Origin of the sequence: Polaromonas sp. (assembly GCF_016185115.1) — a bacterium.
In the GTDB taxonomy this organism is placed as follows: domain Bacteria; phylum Pseudomonadota; class Gammaproteobacteria; order Burkholderiales; family Burkholderiaceae_C; genus Polaromonas.
In genome coordinates this window covers 122,812-139,862 of the sequence record NZ_JACPOF010000008.1, presented here as the reverse complement: position 1 = coordinate 139,862, position 17,051 = coordinate 122,812, and the positions used below count along the sequence as shown (strand labels likewise).

The following is a 17,051-nucleotide window of genomic DNA, read 5'->3' as shown; positions in this document are numbered from 1 at the left end:
CGGACTGCTGCGGCGCGGCAATGACAGGCCACCGGCCTACAATTGAGCCATGAGCTCCTCCTCCACGTCATCGACACTTTCCCCCATCAACGCCCTGTCGCCGCTGGACGGCCGTTACGCCGGCCGCCTGGCCACCCTGCGTCCGCTGATGTCCGAGCAGGGCTATATGCACCGCCGCGTCCAGGTTGAAATCGCCTGGTTCATCGCGCTGTCGGATGCAGGTTTTAAAGAATTCAAGCCGCTCAGCCCCGGAGCACGTACTTACTTGCTGGGCCTGGTGAAGAACTTTTCGGAAACCGATGCACTGGCCATCAAGGACATTGAAAAGACCACCAACCACGATGTGAAGGCGGTCGAGTACTGGATCAAATCCAAATTTGAAGCCCGGCCTGAACTGCAGAACGCAGGCGAGTTCGTGCACTTTGCCTGCACCAGCGAAGACATCAACAACACCAGCCACGCCCTGCAACTCAAAAGCAGCCGCGAAACCGTCTTGCTGCCCGCGCTGGACAAGGTGATTGCCCAGATGCGCGACATGGCGCACACCTACGCCGCCGAACCCATGCTGAGCCGCACCCACGGCCAGACCGCCAGCCCGACCACCGTCGGCAAGGAAATCGCCAACGTCGTGGTGCGCCTGCAAGCCGCGCGCGAGAAGATCGCCAGCGTCAAACTGATGGCCAAGATGAACGGCGCCGTCGGCAACTACAACGCCCACCTATCGGCCTGGCCAGACTTTGACTGGGAGGCTTTCAGCCGCAAGGTCATCGAGACACCCGAGCCGCTTGGGTTAGGGCTTACTTTCCAGCCGTACAGCATTCAGATTGAGCCGCATGACTACATGGCCGAGATTTTTGATGCCGTGGCGCGTACCAACACCATACTCATCGACTGGTCGCGTGACGTCTGGGGCTATGTCAGCGTGGGCTACTTCAAGCAGCGCCTGAAGGCCGGCGAGATTGGTTCGAGCACCATGCCGCACAAGGTCAACCCGATTGATTTCGAGAATGCCGAAGGCAACCTGGGCCTGGCGAATGCATTGCTGAGGCATCTGAGCGAAAAGCTGCCGGTCTCACGCTGGCAGCGTGACCTGACCGACAGCACCGTGCTGCGCAACATGGGCGTGGCTTTTGGCTACGCCGTGCTGGCCTACAACTCGATGAGCGTGGGCCTGGGCAAACTTGAACTCAACAGCGAAGCGCTGCAGGATGACCTCAATGCCTCATGGGAAGTGCTGGCCGAGCCCATACAGACCGTGATGCGGCGCTACGGTGTGCAGGGCGCGTATGAGAAGCTCAAGGAAGTCACACGCGGCAAGATCGTCAAGGCTGAAGATCTGCACACGCTGATCAAATCGCTGGAAATCCCGGAAGAAGAGAAAACCCGGCTGCTGGCGATGACGCCCGCCAGTTATGTGGGCATGGCGGCTGAGCTGGCTAAACGGGTCTAACCCCCGTCCGGGCTCACTTCGTGTAGCCCGTTCCCCCCTTTGAAAGGGGGCGGTGCTGGTGGTCTGGCGGAGCCAGCCCCACGGCGCCCCTGGCTGATGCATCCCAACTCTTCAGGCAAGCAGGGTCCGCGGAACCGGCTTTGCCGGGCCGCAGGAGCAGCGGCCCCCTCGGGGGGCAGGGAGTGACACGAAGTGCGCGACCGTGGGGGCTAGTCAGGCATGTCCGCGCCGCAGGCCCAGCATTGTTCGAAGCCGCCCTCCACCATCTCGCCACACGCCGTGCACACCCACCGCCGCTGCGGCATGTTTTGCAGCTGGTCCAGCATTTTCTCGGCGGCGGGCTTTTCGTGGTCGTGGGTCAGCCAGACTTCCGGGAAGCACTGGTCGGGCGGCAACTCTCCCGCCAGGCCGCCCAGGTAGTAGCGCTGCACGCTGGCTGAAAACCCGGCCTGCTGCAGGGCATCGGCCCACAGCGCGGCAATCGCGATGTTGGGGGCACGGGCCAGGCGCAGCATGAATCAGCTGCCTTGTTCTTCTTCGGGTTTTTCAGTCTTCTCTAGCGCGCGGTCCGAATACCGGCCAAAGCGCCAGGAGGTGCCGTCCAGCGTGATGCGCCGCCAGGTTTCGCGTTTTTGCGGCGCGGACATCTCGGGCCAGTGCTGGACTTCTTCAAAGGTGCGGCCGCAGCCCTTGCAGACTTCATCGCCCTGGCTGGTCGAGCAGATGGCGATGCAGGGCGTGTCGGCAGTGGTGTCGTACCAGGCCTGCCAGGCGGCCATGGCCTTGGGCGGAAAGCCTCTTTCAGACGCCACATCCTCATGGTAAAAAACCATGAGCGCATAGACCTCGGCCAGCGCGCGCAACTCTGGCGCCAGCGTGATGCCGTCGGGCGACGGTTTTTTCTCGCGCCAGTAGTTGATGGCAGCTTCTATGTCTGTGATGTGGATGCCGGCCATGGGGAAATTTGGGAATCGGGGGAAATTCGTGCACACCGGATGGCGGCAGACAAGCCATTATCAGGCACCTGCCGACGCGTTGTTTCAGGGCTGGGAAGCCCTCCTACGCGGGCTCAGGGAAAAGCCTCATTTGCAAAAAATCGCCGGATCAGTTCCAATAGAGCCTACGAAGGGGAGTAACTCCCTCGTCTTGCTGAACTACTTTTAATAACAGACACAGCAGCAAGATAGCTACAACAAGTCGTCATTACGAAGTTCGCACTTCCGGCTTGTTGGGCATGCAGCGACACTGCATGTCGAGCCAGACCTTCGATTGAAACCTGGGCAGGTTTGATCGAGGCGTCAGCGGCAATCTTCATTTCCGCACACCCTTACCTCATCGGATCCGCACAGGCTTCGAACGAATCGGGCGCCTGTTTACGTTGACGGGCGTCCATGTCGAAACTTGATATGGAGTGCGTGATGGAACTGTTTTCAACCCCGTGGTGGTCGGCCCTGCTGGCCATCATCCTCATCGACCTTGTGCTGGCTGGCGACAATGCCATCGTCATCGCGCTGGCCGCCCGCAACCTGCCCCCGCACCTGCAGAAAAAGGCCATTGCCTGGGGCACCGTGGGCGCGATTGTTGTTCGCTCTGCCATGACCGTCGGCGTGGTCTGGCTGCTCAAGATACCCGGGCTGATGCTGGTCGGCGGGCTGGGCCTGCTCTGGATCGCCTACAAACTTCTGGCCGACCAGGGCCATGACGAACACCAAGGGCCAATTGCCAGCACCTTCTGGGGCGCGATGAAGACCATCGTCGTTGCCGATGCGCTCATGGGCATTGACAACGTGCTGGGCGTCGCAGGCGCGGCACACGGCTCGTTTGACCTGGTCATCATCGGCCTGCTGGTGAGCGTGCCCATCGTCGTCTTCGGCAGCACCATGGTGCTCAAGCTGGTCGAGCGCTTCCCCATGATCATCAACATAGGCGCGGCCGTGCTGGCGTTCACCGCCGCAAAAATGATTGTCAGCGAGCAGCTGCTGGACCCCGTCTATGGCGGCCCCAACACACTGCCTTCCGCTGCCACCATGCACACCATCGCCGAATGGGCGACCTACGCCCTGGCCGTCGCCGGCGTGCTGGGCGGCGGCTGGTGGGCCACCCGAAAATCGCAGCCCCATCGCAACGAGCTGGTCACCGACTGATTTTTTCGAGCAACCGTAAGCCTTCACAACCACGACAACCAAGGAGTACTTTATGGACAACATCATCGTTTACGTCGACGACGCATCCTATGCACTGCAAATGCTGCAGCCCATGCACACGGACGGCGTGAGCCGCAATCCCGCACGCTGGATTGTGGTGGGCTGCGCGCCGCGCGTAACCCACCGCGCGAGCAAGTGGGTCACCAACAGCGCACGCGAAAGCTGGCGCGGCAAGTGGGCAGAAAAAACATTCGCCCGCCTGCTGCCGCTGCTCGAACAGAATGGCGACACGGTGATTACCAAACTCGCCCAGACCACGCTGTGCGCCCAGACCGAATCGCTGATGAAGGAATATGGCGTGGCACGCGTGCTGGATGCGCGTCGGCCAAAATTCGGCCAGGACATGCAGCCCGTCACACAGACGCAGGTGCAGGAAAGCAAGGGCGCGCTCGGTTATGTCACCGCTCTGGCGGGGGCTGGGCTGCTGGTGGCGATAGATTAAAGCCCCCACGGTAGATAAACAGCCCCCACGTTCGCTCACTGCGTGTAGCTCTCTGCCCCCGAGGGGGCGCTGCTCCTGCGGCCCGGCGAAGCCGGTTCCGCGGACCCTGCTTGCGAAGACCTCGCTTCGTTGGAGATATGAGCTGCCGCTCTTGGGGCGCTTGCGAAAGCCTCGCTTCGCTTGGGGGCTGTGGTTGCGTGTCGAGGCGGTTCAGCGTTGAATTTCGCACGGGGAGTGATATTCTTCGAGCCATGAAACTGATACTCAAATGGCTGCTCAGTGCCACGGCCTTGCTGCTGGTGGCTTATCTTTATTCAGGCGTGGTGGTGACCAGCTTCACCGGTGCGCTGATTGCTGCGCTGGTGCTGGGTGCGCTCAACACTGTTGTGCGCCCCATACTGATCCTGCTGACATTGCCTGTCACGCTGGTCACGGTAGGCCTTTTCCTGTTTGTGATCAACGCCCTGATGTTCTGGGCTGCGGCCAGCCTGGTGAGCGGACTGAATGTCACGGGTTTTGGTGCGGCGCTGATCGGTTCGCTGATCTATTCAGTGCTGCAGCTAGCGATCGAGTTTGTCCTGGAGCGCCTGCTCTTTAACAAGTGACTCCACCTGGCGGGTCCGCGCATCGATGATGGAGCCCTCCATGAAGTCGGCGCTGCCCGGGTTGCTGCGCATCATGATCTGGGCAGCCTTCAGGCGATCAAGCGCCGCCGTGTAGTCAAGCTGCGCCGCCCGCGCTTCTGCATCAGCGCGAATCGCGCGCACATTCTGGCCCTGGTTGCCATACGCAACCGCGAGGGTCTGCCAGGCCAGCGCATCTTTGGGATGGGCCGTCACCCATGTCAGCAGCCTGTCGCCCACCTCTTTCGCGCGGCCTGCGGCCAGCAGCGAACGTGACTGGACCAGCAGGTCTGCGCGCGAGGCCGTCTTTGAGATGTCGATACCGGATGCCGAGGGCGACACAACGCCTGCCATCTGGTCCACTTCAAGCAAGAGCAAACCGACCTTGCCAGCCGCAGGCGTGTTGGCCGTCAGCGCTCCCAGTCGCCCTGCAAAATAGCGGGCTAGCTGGAAGTCCCGGAGCCTGGCCGCAGCAAGCGACCCCGCATAGAACACCCCGGCACTGCGGATATCAGCAGCCGAGGGCTGGGCTGCGGCCTGCACAGGCGGCGGCTGGCGCTGAGCCTCCGCCACCATGGTGCGGAGAACGTCCACGCCAGGATCGGCCAGCACGCGCGCACGGGCCGCCATCATGGCGTGGAAAAACCTGTCCTGCGCTGCCCCCACGGCCTTGTCTGCCGCAGGCGGGGCGAGTTGCAGGCGCGCCTGGGCCTCCGCAATCCGCTCGGTGGTCAAGGGGTGGGACCGCAAATATGGAAATGAGCCGTTGTCGTTGATGCGTGATGCCTGCTGCAGTTTTTCAAACATGCTGCTGACGCCGCGGCTGTCAAAGCCCGCATCGGTCATGACACCAAAACCCACCCGGTCGGCCTCGCGTTCCATGTCGCGCGAAAAATTCAGCTGTGACTGTGCAGCCAGCGCCTGTCCGCCCACCATGGCCGCCTCGCCCGCCTGCGAGCCCTTGCTGGCCGCGAGGGCCCCAATGATCATCGCGGCAATCATCCACGGCGTCTGCCGGGACTGCTGGGTCATGAGGCGGGAAATATGCCTTTGCGTGACATGGCTCAGTTCGTGGCCCATGACTGCGGCAAGCTCATCCCGGCTGCTCACTGCCCCTATCAGGCCCAGATGGAGGCCGAAATAGCCACCGGGCAACGCGAAGGCATTGATGGTGCGGTCGCGCAGGAGAAAAAGCTCCCAGGCAAAGCGCTCGTCCAGTTCGATGCTGAGTTCACCCCGCGCCTTTGCTGCCGCGATCAGGGGCTGCCAGATGGTCTGGACATATTCTTCAAGCACCGGGTCATCGATATAGTCACGGTCCCGGTAAATGCTCGCGGCTATGCGCTCCCCTATACGGCGCTCGGCACCTGCGGTCAGCTCAAGGTTGTCGCCCAAAGTGGGCAGTGAGCCGCTGCGCGAAACGCCGGGTGCGTTCTGGGACAACGCAAGGGGATTTGAGCCTGCAGCCAGCAGGGCCGCAAGCAATGCGGCGGAGCTGCGGCGCAGGCCTGGCCTAGAACGAATCAATCGGAACAAAGGCAATCACCTCCAGCGTTGTGGTGTCCAGCAATACAGTCCACAGCGTGTCGCGGCCCATCATGGGCACGTAGCCGACAGCAGCAGCCGGACGGCCGGACCCGGAAGATTTCAGGGCAGCGTCAATCTCTGCACTGCGCGCAGGAAAGCGCGCCTTGAGTTCGGCCAGTGATTTGGCCCTGGACACAATTTGCGCGCGCGCTTTTTCATAGTCCTGCCAGAGCTCCGGGCGGGATCCGATGGACACGCCATTCAATGCCGCCAGCGTTGCTTCCATGCTTTCCTTCGCATCCCTGAAGGGCCGGACAGACAGCAAGGTGGGGCCCATCAAGGGCAAGGACCGCAACCCGGGCGATGCTTTTTCAAGCAGCTCGGGCGGTACATCTATGGCGTGCACAACCCGGAAGCGGTCCATCTCAAACACAAGGTGCACGGGTCTGGCAGCGGCCACAGTCCAGAGCCCGTAGCCCAGCGCAGCAAGCTGCAGAACGCCGATGACACAGAGGTCGCGCACCAGCTCCCTGCGCGGTTTGCGGGTATTGAAGACCGCAAAAGTCAGCAACGGGCCCATGATCACGTCAACCGCAACAATCAGGAGAAAAAGCGTACGACCACCGGATATCTCACGGTAGGGATAGGGATACCACACAAAAAATACGAGCAGGGCGGCAAGAATTGCCAGAACGATGCTGATGCACAGGTGAACACCGGCTGCTTTGAAGCGCATCTTCCATGAGTTTGCGATGTCGGCCATGGTCTTATGATGAGGGTTGGTTGTAAAGGTTCTGTAACTCAATCATGTCCGACTCGCTACTCACCCATTTCAATGCCGACGGCCAGGCCCACATGGTGGACGTTGGGGGCAAGGCCCACACCAGGCGCGTGGCTGTCGCACAGGGCCGTATCGTAATGAATCCGCAGACCTTGTCCATCGTGATGGCGGGCACGGCAAAAAAGGGCGACGTTCTGGGTATTGCCCGGGTCGCGGCCATCATGGCCGCCAAAAAAACCAGTGAACTCGTACCGCTTTGTCACCCCCTGGCACTCACGCACGTCAATGTCGGCTTCACCACAGACACGGCAAATGCCTGCATCGTATGCGAGGCTAACGTCCAGACAGTCGGCCCCACAGGGGTCGAAATGGAAGCCCTGACAGCCGTACAGGTCGCCTTGTTGACGATTTACGACATGTGCAAGGCTGTCGACAGGGGCATGGTCATGCAGGACATACGGGTGCTTGAAAAGCACGGTGGCAAGTCGGGCAGCTTTATTGCGCCTGCAACTCCTGGTTCGCCTTGAGCGGTTTCCAGAGCGCGTATTCCTTGGGAAATGCCACCCGGTAACGCAGCATGTGGGCCTGCGCCTCTTCATCCCTTCCCAGCATGACCGCACTCTCAATAAGTTTTTCAGCCACCCTGGGTTCCGGTGAATAGTGCAGCAGCGCCTGTGCAGTACTGAAAGTCCAGGCCGCATTGGCCTGGGTCAGCGGCGTGACCAGCAGACGCGCAAACATCACCTGGTCACTGAACAGCCAGGAATCGCTGATTTTCTCCAGGGTGTCCGTCCGGTAGGCGGGGTCGCGCATGTCGGCCGCGAGGTAGATCTGGCTGACCCGCCTGTAGTCCCACATGGCATAGAAGGTACCGAGCAATAACAGTACAGACAACGCAGCACATCCCGCGCGTGCCGCAACGCCAGTGAACGACCGACCCGGTTGCCCCTCCTGTGAGATAGCCAGCGGTTTACGAACGAAGAGCAGGCACAACACCACCGCCATCTGGAACGGCCCATACCAGAGCGGATATTCCAGCATGCTGTGAAACAGCAGGATGGCGAGCACACTCCAGGCCATTTGCCTTGCCGGATCGGTGTCCAGCCACGGTTTCCTGCGCCATATCCACAATGCAAAAGCACCACACACCAGCAATGCAAACGGCACCCCGCGCTCTACGGCGAGATGCAGCGGGAAGTTGTGCGCGTTGTCCAGGATGTCGCAAAAACGCGGGCCCTGATAAAGCTCGGTGTAATGGGCAAAATCAAGCTCACCCCAGCCCCACCCCAGCCAGGGCTTCATGGCGACGAGATGAAGTACGTTGGACCACAGGGTCAGGCGGCTTGCACAAACCGGGTCACCAGCACGCAGGCGCCCCGACATGCTGTACTGCAACAGGTCGAACCCTGCCAGCCGCGGCAATGCCAGAACCGACACGGCATAAACGACGACTGCGGCCAGAAGAATCCAGCGCACGCTGGCATGTCGCCACTGCCCCCATAGAACACAGAGGCCGCAGAGCAGGCCCAGCTGGATCATGCCGGTGCGGGAAACAGAGGTGGCGTTACCGCAGGCCAGGAGGGCCGCCGCCATCACCATCAGGATTTGGTAGTTTCTGGTCCTGCGGGCATCCAGCACATGCTTGCTGCGTGAAAACATGACGCCAAACCAGACGAGCGCAATCATCGCGATATTTGTCAGCGAGGCAAACTGGTTGCGCTGGCGCAGATTGGCAAACGCCTCGCCATATCTGGACTGGTTCACCCATGGCAACAAGCCGTCTGCAGCGCCAAAGTACTGAATCAACCCCAGCACGGAACTGACAAGCCCGGCAAAGAGCCATGCCGATGCGACAGGCCAGACCAGGCGTTCGACCTTGAACAGGGCCGGCCAGCAGGCGGACATTCCCAGCAGGATTGCAGCGCACAGCGCAGACAGCAGCAGCGGGACGACCGCTGGCGATGGGCCAGGCGCAAATGGGTTGATCCAGGGAAAAATCACCAGCGCAGCGCAGACCAGCGGCACGAGCGCGCGCGACGCACGGTTTTCAGTTTCGTGCCGATTCTTTTCGACCGGTTCTGTAGCGGGTTCAGGATGCCCGTGAGAATCCGGGTTGGTCGGGGTGTGTTTCACCATGAAAAATGCCGTCAGGCCGGGATTAACTATTTAACGCCATGGTTGCCGAAATCTGCGGAAACATCTGAACAGCACGCTTCCAGTCTTTTTGTACGACCTGATAGTCTGCCGCGCTCATCATGTATTGTGACTTGGCCTTCCAGAAACGCGCCTCGTCCGCCCGCTGATTCAGGGCGAGTATCACCACCAGTTTGCTGATGTTATGTGCACTGGGCAGAAACCTGGTGGTGTCTACTGCGCGTTGCACGACATCCGGTGGCAGCCCGGCTGCTGGCGTCAACGCATAGAGTTCTATGGCATATTCCAGATGATTCAGGATCAGTGTTTTCGGAATCTCGGGATCTTGCGCTTTGGCAAAATTGGCCTGCTTGAACCTGACGTCGTTGTAGGCACTCTCAAGGCGGAAATAGTCGTAGATGATCAATCCGAGAAGGGTCGCCACCGCCAGCCAGAAACCAACTACAACGTGACGGCTCAGCATGCCCCAGGGCGCAATATTCATGCTGGCATTCAGCGACCCCGCCATCAGCCCGACCGGCAGCAGAAAGTAGGCGTAGTGCACGGGAAGTTCAACCATGGCGTGGGCCCCAATGACCGCGAGCGATACCAGATAGAAAACCTGGGCGGCTTCCCTGGTTCTCCTGAGTACCATCCATGACCAGGCCAGCACAGCGCCACTCAGCAAAAGACCCACAGGGAAACCGGTCCACATCACAAAATCCAGAAACAGGTTATGGGACTGGGCCAGGTAAGTGCCGGACATCCTTGTGTAGGTTTCGGCCACCGCCAACTGCGCGGGCAGCACCTGGTTCCAGCCATAGCCGGCCCAGGGGTGCAGTGTTGCGGCATCGAGCAACATCTGCCACATATAGGGTCGGCTTTCACGTGTGCTGCGCTCAACAAAACTGATCTCGGTATCGAGCAACAGCATCCGGCCCAGGTACGGAAGCGTCAAGAGCAGGAAAACATACCAGAGCAGCAACCCGAAAACGCAGTAGAAAAAAACACGCGACCTGACCATGCCACGCCACGCGCAGCATGCAGACAACAGGATGAGCAACCCGACCATGCCGCTGCGGGATTGCGTCAGGGCAAGACCAATGAGCAAAAACCCCGCAAGGCTTACCCCGCCGAGTACCCGCAGGTGGCGACGGTAAGTGGCCCACGCGCACCCCACCAACGCCCAGACCAGGAGCGTTGCGAGCTGGTTGGGCTGCCCCAGGTTGGCGTAGGGTCGGCCCCTGTCTGGCGGGTAATAGAGAATCCAGATGTCAAACAGGCCTGCGGCGTCCCCCAGTCGAAGCCACTGATGCATGGCGAGAAAAACGGAGGTGCTGCCAGCCCCAAGAACCGCGCCAAAAAGCACACGCTCCATCCATAAAGGGCTGAACCGCTGCCATTGCTGGCCCGTGAGCATGGCCAGCGCAAACCCCAGAAGGTAGGCGGAAGAAATCCATGCCTGGCCTGAAAAAGCCAGTATCCCTGCGCCATATTGCGCCAGCGGAAACATGCTCACGGCCAGGACGGCCAGCGGAGCAATCTGGATCCTGACGTCGCCCTTGCTCCGCAGGAAAATCGCCAGACTGGTCAGGGCCAGGATACAGGCGGACCATGCATCAGAATGAAAAGCGCTCCACGGCCTGGCGTTGTTGGGCAAAAGCCAGCAAAAAGACAGCATCAGGGCTGCGCCCCAACACCAGAGGGGCGCCAGAGAAATGGACGAATATGAAAATTTCTTCATCAAAAAAAAAAGCCCCTGTGAAGGGGCTTTGATCATCGGGCAGTAAAGCTTAGCCGCGGCAGCTTGCTGGCAGATATTTGGTGTCCATTGGCGTGCCGGTAGTACCCGGTCCGCAAACCCAGATCACCACACCATTTTGACCCGTGGTGCCAGCGAGTTGAACGGTCTTGCCGGTAATGCTGCTGTCACCCTGAGCGGTCACAGTCACAACACCAGCCGAGGCGCTTGTGTTTGTGTAAACCAGTGAGGCCACATATTTGGAGGACTGGGTAGCAATGCTGGCAGCCGATGCGCTGGAGGGGAATGCACCACTGGCTGCAACATATTCAGCAATGGCGGTACGTGCAGACGACGCGGCCAGAACAACTTCAGACACCTTGGCACGGGTCGTGTAGTCCTGATAGGCAGGCAGAGCTACCGCAGCCAGGATACCGATGATCGCAACAACAATCATCAGTTCGATCAGGGTAAAACCCTTTTGGATAGCACGTTTCATAAAAACTCCTTGGTTTAAAAATCTGGTCAGACAAGCAAAGCATTTTTCAGGCCAGCCGCCTACCCCTCCCGATACAGCCAAAAACGGCGGATCATCCTGACAAAACCTCACTTTTTTGCCACATTCCCGCCTCAGGTGTGACAATTTTGTCCTGCGCCCATTGTTGCTTTACCGGCTATTTAATACAGACCGACCGCACCATTTTCAGGTCGGTCAGGCCCATCAGGACTTTTTCCATGCCGTCCATCTTCAGGGTGCGCATGCCACTGTTCACAGCTGCCGCGAACAACTCGGCGACCCGGGCACGCTCCTGAATCAATTTTTTGGCATCGTCATCTGCAATCATCAGCTCATGCAGGCCAATCCGGCCCTTGTAGCCCGTCTTTCCACATTTATCGCAGCCAACCGCCCTGTACATCTTGAGTTTGCCGCCTTCCCCATAGAGCTTGACCCATGACTCATAAAGCTTTTTGGCTTCGCCGGCGTGATCGGCCTTCCAGGCCGGCGTATGGCGCAGCTCTTCGGAATACTCCGCGATAAAGGTCTTGATTTCCTCTGCTTCGGGAAAGTAGGATTCCTTGCAGTCGCACAACTTCTTGGCCAGGCGTTGGGCCAGAATGCCCAGCAAGGCATCTGCAAAATTGAATGGGTCCATGCCCATGTCCAGAAGCCGGGTGATGGACTCCGGGGCCGAGTTGGTGTGAAGCGTTGAAAACACCATGTGCCCGGTCAGGGACGCCTCCACGCCCATTGACACTGTTTCCTTGTCACGAGACTCGCCGACCATGATGATGTCGGGATCGGCCCGCAGAAAAGCCCGCATCACCAGCGCGAAGTCAATTCCAGCCTTTTTGTTGATCTGTACCTGGCGAAGACCCTTTTGCGTGATTTCAACCGGATCTTCAGCTGTCCAGATTTTGGTATCCGGCGTGTTTAAAAACTTGAGGATGGAGTGCAGCGTGGTGGTCTTGCCGGAACCGGTGGGGCCACAAACATAAAACAGGCCATAGGGTTTGGAGACGGTTTTCTCCAGCCGTTCCTTGTTGTGCGCTGTGAGGCCCAGCTTTTCCAGCGGGATGGGCTCGCCGGCAGCAAGAATACGCATGACAACGTCTTCAACCCCACCGGCCGAAGGAATGGTTGCCACGCGCAGTTCGATGTCGAGCGGACCATATTTCTTGAATTTGATCTTGCCGTCCTGCGGCTTGCGTTTCTCGGAAATGTCGAGATCGCACATGATCTTCAAACGGGTAACCATGGCCTGGCGGAACTGGGCCGGGACCTCAATGTAGGGCTGCAGGGTGCCATCAATCCGGAAGCGGATGCCGGTCTTGGCCTTGCCGGGCATGGGCTCGATGTGGATGTCCGAAACCTTCTGGTTGTAGGCGTCGATGATGACCTTGTTCACGAATTTGACGAGTTCGTTGTCTGCAGCGGCAGATTCAAGGGACGAATCATCGATGGCGTCGTTGTCCAGCGGCGCATCCATATCCGCCAGCAGCTGGTCGATCGAGCCGCCGTCATTGCCAGCGCCGAACAGCTGGCCCAGGGTTTCTTCAAACTCCGTCTGCGTGGTGACGCGGTAGGCGAATTTGCTTATCCTGGGGAAAACCTGCGGAACAACCCGCGCACCCCTGACCGCCTCCGGGTCCACGCACATGATCAGCAGGCCATCAGGCGTTTCTTCCAGCGGTATCCAGCCCTGCTGCTCGATAAACTCACGCTTCAGGGGGCCATGCAGCATCTCTGAACGAATTCGTCCGGCATTAAAGGCCTCATAGGGAACACCAAAAAATCTGGCCAGCGATGGTCCGATCTGCGCCGGACGAATATGAAAATCGGCCATCAGCAAATGCTCTACGGAACGGGCCTCGTCGCGCGCCTTCTGTATACAGTTTGAGAGCTCCTCCTGGGTCAGCACACCTTCATTGACCAGGCCGTCATATTTCGTCGCCTTGCGTCTTTGGCCCTCTTCGCTTTTTTGCATGCGCTGGCGAATTGCAATGCCCAGCGTCTTGCATAGCTGCTTGGCGCCATCCTCTTCGAGCTTTCCGAAAGGCTGGTCGCTGCGATTGTTGATCACCTGCAGTACGCCATAGAGGGTGTCGCCATCCATGACAGGGGCAACCAGCATCTGTTTTGTGCGGTAGCCGGAGCGCTTGTCCACCTCCTGGAGGAAACTCAGGTTGGGATGGATTGTCTTGAGCGCGATGTCGTCATAGACATCAACAATGTTGACCATCTGCCTGGACATGGCCACATACCCTGCGATGCTTTGTGCCGTGATGGGCAGCTTGAGGTCACGGCTGGTGTTCAGCCCGGTCTTGACCTTGGAGACAATCGCAGTTCTGTCTTCGTTGATCGCATACAGGGTCAAGCGGTCTGCATTGAAGAGCTTGCAGATGTCCTGGCTGGCCTCCAGCATGATCTGGTCAATGTTTTCCGTCTCATGAATGCGGTTCGTGACCAGTTGCAGTTGCCTGAAGTAAAGCGCTTCGAACGTAACGCCACGCTCTTGCGGCGGCAACATCTGTGAGTCAAAGAACTCGTTTTCCGGGTCACGCTGCAATACGGCACTCATAGGTCAAACTCCTGCCCAGCCCTCAACCACCGGATGTCATGCGAAACATTGGCTCCAAATGGCTGGGTCTGGTCGAACCGCTGAATTTCCGCCATGATCAGTTCAGTCTCGGCGGGCTTGGTATGGGTGATATAGATCGGATAACTTTTCCCCCTGTCTATGCAGTCAAGCTCGCTGGCCAGCGCATGCGGCGATAAATGCAGGCTGCGCTCGGCCAGATTGCGCTCCCGGTTGCTGAAGGCGGTTTCTATGACCAGCATGGCGACGTTCATCTGGTTGACACGCGCCCAAAGCGCAGGGTTGCGTTCGGTATCGCCGGTAAACACCCAGCTGCCATTGGCCGTAGCAACAGCATAACCAACCGCCGGCACAGTATGCACCGCAGGCAAGACCTCAATGTATTTGCCCGCCAGAAAAAGGGTCTGGCCTATTTCTATCGGATGAAAGGTGACGAACGGCGCTTCCGGTGTGGGTATTTTCGAAAAATCAGGCCAGATGACATCATTGAAAATGTGCGCTTTCAATGCATCAATGGTGCCCTGCAATGCGTGGATCCTGACTGGCGTTGTTCGCTGCGAGGCAATGGCATCCACCATCAAGGGCAATGCCGCGACATGGTCAAGGTGTGAATGCGTCAGCAACACATGGTCAATGCTGCTCATTTCCTCAAGCGACAGATCACCGACACCCGTGCCCGCATCCACCAGGAGGTCGTGGTCGAGCAGAAAAGACGTGGTTCGGCAGTCTTTGGCTATCGCCCCTGAGCAACCCAACACCCGTACTTTCATGGATTTGTTCTTGCCTTGTGAGGTTTATTTGGTTTCGAAATTCGTGGCGCCATCCCATTCTGGATCAAACGGAAGCAGCCTCATGGAGGCTACACGCTCAGAATACAACTGGTAAAGGTACTTTTTGGCATTCAACCTCTGCAAGTTCAGCAATTGCACATCACATTGGTCCCAATCCTGCATGCGATAAGCCTTGAGTGCCTGAGACCACGTTTTCAGTTCTGCCGATTTGCCCTGGTCAATCGCGTCAAGAGGCGCCAGGGGCCAAAAAATGGCCACTGCATTGTCCTTTCCCTTGACCCTGACCTTGTCCAGTTCCTGCCAGGCAAAATCATTGGCCAGCCTGCGCGTGGACTCGCTCACCACAATATCAACACCATAGGTTTTTGACAGGCCTTCCAGGCGGGAACCCAGATTTACAGAATCTCCGATCACGGTGTAACTGCGGCGTATGTCAGAGCCCATGTCGCCCACGCACATGGTGCCAGTATTCAGCCCAATCCCGATACCAATTTCGGGTAAACCCTTGATCCGGTGTTCTTCGTTGAGCCGCCGAATGGCATTGGCCATCTCCAGAGAGGTCTTGACGGCCAGGCTGGCATGGTCTGGCGTGTCCACCGGAGCACCCCAAAAAGCCATCACGCAATCACCCATGTATTTGTCAATGGTGCCACGATTGCTGCGAATCAGGTCTGTGAGCCTGCTGAACACACTGTTGAGCAGGGCCTGCAGTTGCGTCGGCTCCATGCTCTCGGACATTTTGGTAAATCCACGCATGTCGCAAAACATCACCGTCAGCTCCTTCGTCGTGGCCTTCATGCTGTAGCTGTCGGGATCCTTCACCATTTCATCAACCAGTTCGGGCGGCACATAGGTTCCGAACAGGTTGGCAAGCTCACGTTTGGATTTGCTTTCGACAAAGTAACCGTAGCTCATATTGAGCGCAAATGCGGTAATGGCCATCACCAGCGCACTGGCAAGCGGCAATACAAGTCCAAAACTCAGATACAGCCAGAAGTTAAGACCCACCAGCGCAGCGATCACCGCCGCACTGACGGCCACGGCCTTTGGGGCCGACAAAAGGGGCAGGGCGAACGCGAGCATCAGCCCGGAAAACACAAGAACCACCACCTCGAAGCCAATTGCATAGTCCGGCTTGACAAAGACCTTGCCATCAAGAAAGCCTGAAATAACGTTGGCGTGGGTTTCCACGCCGGGATAGGTTTCTCCTACCGGTGTCACCCTTAAATCAAGCAGGCCTGGGGCCGTGGTGCCCAGCAAGACGATTTTGTCCTTCAACAGGCCGGGAGGGACCCGCCTGGCGAGAACATCCGAGGCGGAGATATAGCGAAATGACCCGCCGCTGACACCGCCATTGCCCCGAAAAGGGACCAGTGTCGCCACGCGGTCATCAACGGGGATCGCCAGCGTCTTGCCACCCTGTTTGAGCAGGATGCTCTCAAGCCCCTGGTAGTTACGCGTCAGGAATTTTTCCTGCGGAAAGCCAGGCTCGACTTTTGGCAAGCCCACCAGGGCACGAAACATGGCCAGCGACAGGGATTCGTAATACTGCCCCTTGTATTCCGCCAGGAGCGGGATCGAGCGAACAACGCCATCACCCTCGGTAATGGAATTGAAAAAGCCGGCCATGGGTGCCGCCCTCGCAATGGCCTCTATATTGGCGCCGTAACCGTTCCAGCTGGTGAATTTGATGGGACGCCCCACCAGGGCATCGGCGCCCATCACCGGTTGCGGCAGTACGCCATTGACACGTCCATCACGGTCGCTGGTGAAGTAGTAGCCCATCACCACCGGGCGTTTTTCAATGGATTTCGCAAATACGGCGTCGTAATCGAGGCTGGCCTGCACCTGCGCGAGCTTGTCGGCGAAGCCGGGCTGGTCACGCATCTCCTGCTGTGCCAGTTGCCGGAGCCGCTTCAGGCCTGAGCTTTCATCCGCCTCCGCAAACACAACGTCGAAGCCGAGAAGGGCTATTTTCTGGTTGTCGAGCAACTCGCCCACCAGGTCAGCCAGCTTGTTGCGACCCCACGGCCAGCGCCCTGCTTCTGCGAGGCTCTTTTCGTCGATATCAACAATGACAATCCGCTCATCGAGCGTTTTGGGCATGGTGGCACGGAGCCGTGCGTCATAAATGATGTTGTCGAGGCGCTGGAGCACGCCCAGGCGCAATGCGCCGCTGGCGTGCATCAGCGCAAACACCAGAGGGATCAATGTGACGACGATGCGAGGCCAGTGCCTGGAGAGGAGTTGCATGGAACCTC

General features: G+C 58.8%; 15 protein-coding genes. 5 read left to right on the top strand and 10 right to left on the bottom strand.

From position 1 onward, the window contains the following. Positions 1-49: 49 nt before the first annotated feature. Positions 50-1,450 carry an adenylosuccinate lyase gene (gene purB, locus HYX42_RS05715; protein ID WP_293400743.1) on the top strand — a complete coding sequence of 467 codons (1,401 nt, stop codon included), beginning with the start codon at positions 50-52 and terminating at the stop codon, positions 1,448-1,450. Positions 1,451-1,659: 209 nt separating this feature from the next. On the opposite strand, the gene HYX42_RS05710 is transcribed toward purB, so the two are convergent. After that, entirely contained in the window at positions 1,660-1,965 is a 306-nt protein-coding gene (locus tag HYX42_RS05710; RefSeq protein ID WP_293400741.1) for a DUF2007 domain-containing protein, read from the bottom strand. 3 nt (positions 1,966-1,968) lie between these two features. Then, positions 1,969-2,406 carry a DUF3717 domain-containing protein gene (locus tag HYX42_RS05705; RefSeq protein ID WP_293400740.1) on the bottom strand — a complete coding sequence of 146 codons (438 nt, stop codon included), beginning with the start codon at positions 2,404-2,406 and terminating at the stop codon, positions 1,969-1,971. Positions 2,407-2,868: 462 nt separating this feature from the next. Here HYX42_RS05705 and HYX42_RS05700 point away from each other — a divergent pair, with 462 nt between their 5' ends. The 3 genes from HYX42_RS05700 to HYX42_RS05690 all read left to right on the top strand — a co-directional run bounded on the left by HYX42_RS05700 (position 2,869) and on the right by HYX42_RS05690 (position 4,701). Continuing rightward, positions 2,869-3,594, top strand: a complete 726-nt coding sequence (locus HYX42_RS05700; RefSeq protein WP_293400909.1) for a TerC family protein — start codon at positions 2,869-2,871, stop codon at positions 3,592-3,594. A 52-nt stretch (positions 3,595-3,646) separates the two neighbouring features. Continuing rightward, complete coding sequence (locus HYX42_RS05695; RefSeq protein WP_293400739.1) at positions 3,647-4,096, top strand: hypothetical protein; 450 nt, start codon at positions 3,647-3,649, stop codon at positions 4,094-4,096. A gap of 251 nt (positions 4,097-4,347) precedes the next feature. Next, positions 4,348-4,701 (top strand): phage holin family protein, encoded by a 354-nt coding sequence (locus HYX42_RS05690; RefSeq protein ID WP_293400737.1) that lies wholly within the window; start codon positions 4,348-4,350, stop codon positions 4,699-4,701. Here the strand turns inward: HYX42_RS05690 and HYX42_RS05685 are convergent. Both HYX42_RS05685 and tfpZ read right to left on the bottom strand, forming a co-directional pair. Beyond that, positions 4,657-6,162: a M48 family metalloprotease gene (locus HYX42_RS05685; protein WP_293400735.1), complete on the bottom strand. Its 1,506-nt coding sequence runs from the start codon at positions 6,160-6,162 to the stop codon at positions 4,657-4,659. The two genes, HYX42_RS05690 and HYX42_RS05685, sit on opposite strands and share 45 nt — an antisense overlap. A 70-nt stretch (positions 6,163-6,232) precedes the next feature. Beyond that, positions 6,233-7,009: a TfpX/TfpZ family type IV pilin accessory protein gene (gene tfpZ / locus HYX42_RS05680; RefSeq protein ID WP_293400734.1), complete on the bottom strand. Its 777-nt coding sequence runs from the start codon at positions 7,007-7,009 to the stop codon at positions 6,233-6,235. 44 nt (positions 7,010-7,053) lie between these two features. Between tfpZ and moaC the strand changes: the two genes are divergently transcribed. Further along, entirely contained in the window at positions 7,054-7,554 is a 501-nt protein-coding gene (gene moaC, locus HYX42_RS05675) for a cyclic pyranopterin monophosphate synthase MoaC (protein WP_293400732.1), read from the top strand. Here the strand turns inward: moaC and HYX42_RS05670 are convergent. The 6 genes from HYX42_RS05670 to HYX42_RS05645 all read right to left on the bottom strand — a co-directional run bounded on the left by HYX42_RS05670 (position 7,523) and on the right by HYX42_RS05645 (position 17,043). After that, on the bottom strand, positions 7,523-9,163 hold the full coding sequence (locus HYX42_RS05670; protein ID WP_293400730.1) for a Wzy polymerase domain-containing protein: 1,641 nt from the start codon (positions 9,161-9,163) through the stop codon (positions 7,523-7,525). The genes moaC and HYX42_RS05670 overlap by 32 nt on opposite strands. Before the next feature lie 22 nt (positions 9,164-9,185). Further along, positions 9,186-10,904, bottom strand: a complete 1,719-nt coding sequence (locus tag HYX42_RS05665; RefSeq protein WP_293400728.1) for an O-antigen ligase family protein — start codon at positions 10,902-10,904, stop codon at positions 9,186-9,188. Between the two features lie 49 nt (positions 10,905-10,953). Beyond that, on the bottom strand, positions 10,954-11,400 hold the full coding sequence (locus HYX42_RS05660; protein WP_293400726.1) for a pilin: 447 nt from the start codon (positions 11,398-11,400) through the stop codon (positions 10,954-10,956). Positions 11,401-11,575: 175 nt separating this feature from the next. After that, complete coding sequence (locus HYX42_RS05655) at positions 11,576-13,981, bottom strand: ATPase, T2SS/T4P/T4SS family (RefSeq protein WP_293400725.1); 2,406 nt, start codon at positions 13,979-13,981, stop codon at positions 11,576-11,578. Continuing rightward, positions 13,978-14,769, bottom strand: coding sequence for a 3',5'-cyclic-nucleotide phosphodiesterase (locus HYX42_RS05650; protein WP_293400724.1), 792 nt, complete (start codon positions 14,767-14,769; stop codon positions 13,978-13,980). Before HYX42_RS05650 ends, HYX42_RS05655 begins: the two co-directional genes overlap by 4 nt. 24 nt (positions 14,770-14,793) lie before the next feature. After that, positions 14,794-17,043, bottom strand: coding sequence for a CHASE2 domain-containing protein (locus HYX42_RS05645; protein ID WP_293400723.1), 2,250 nt, complete (start codon positions 17,041-17,043; stop codon positions 14,794-14,796). Between the last annotated feature and the right edge of the window lie 8 nt (positions 17,044-17,051).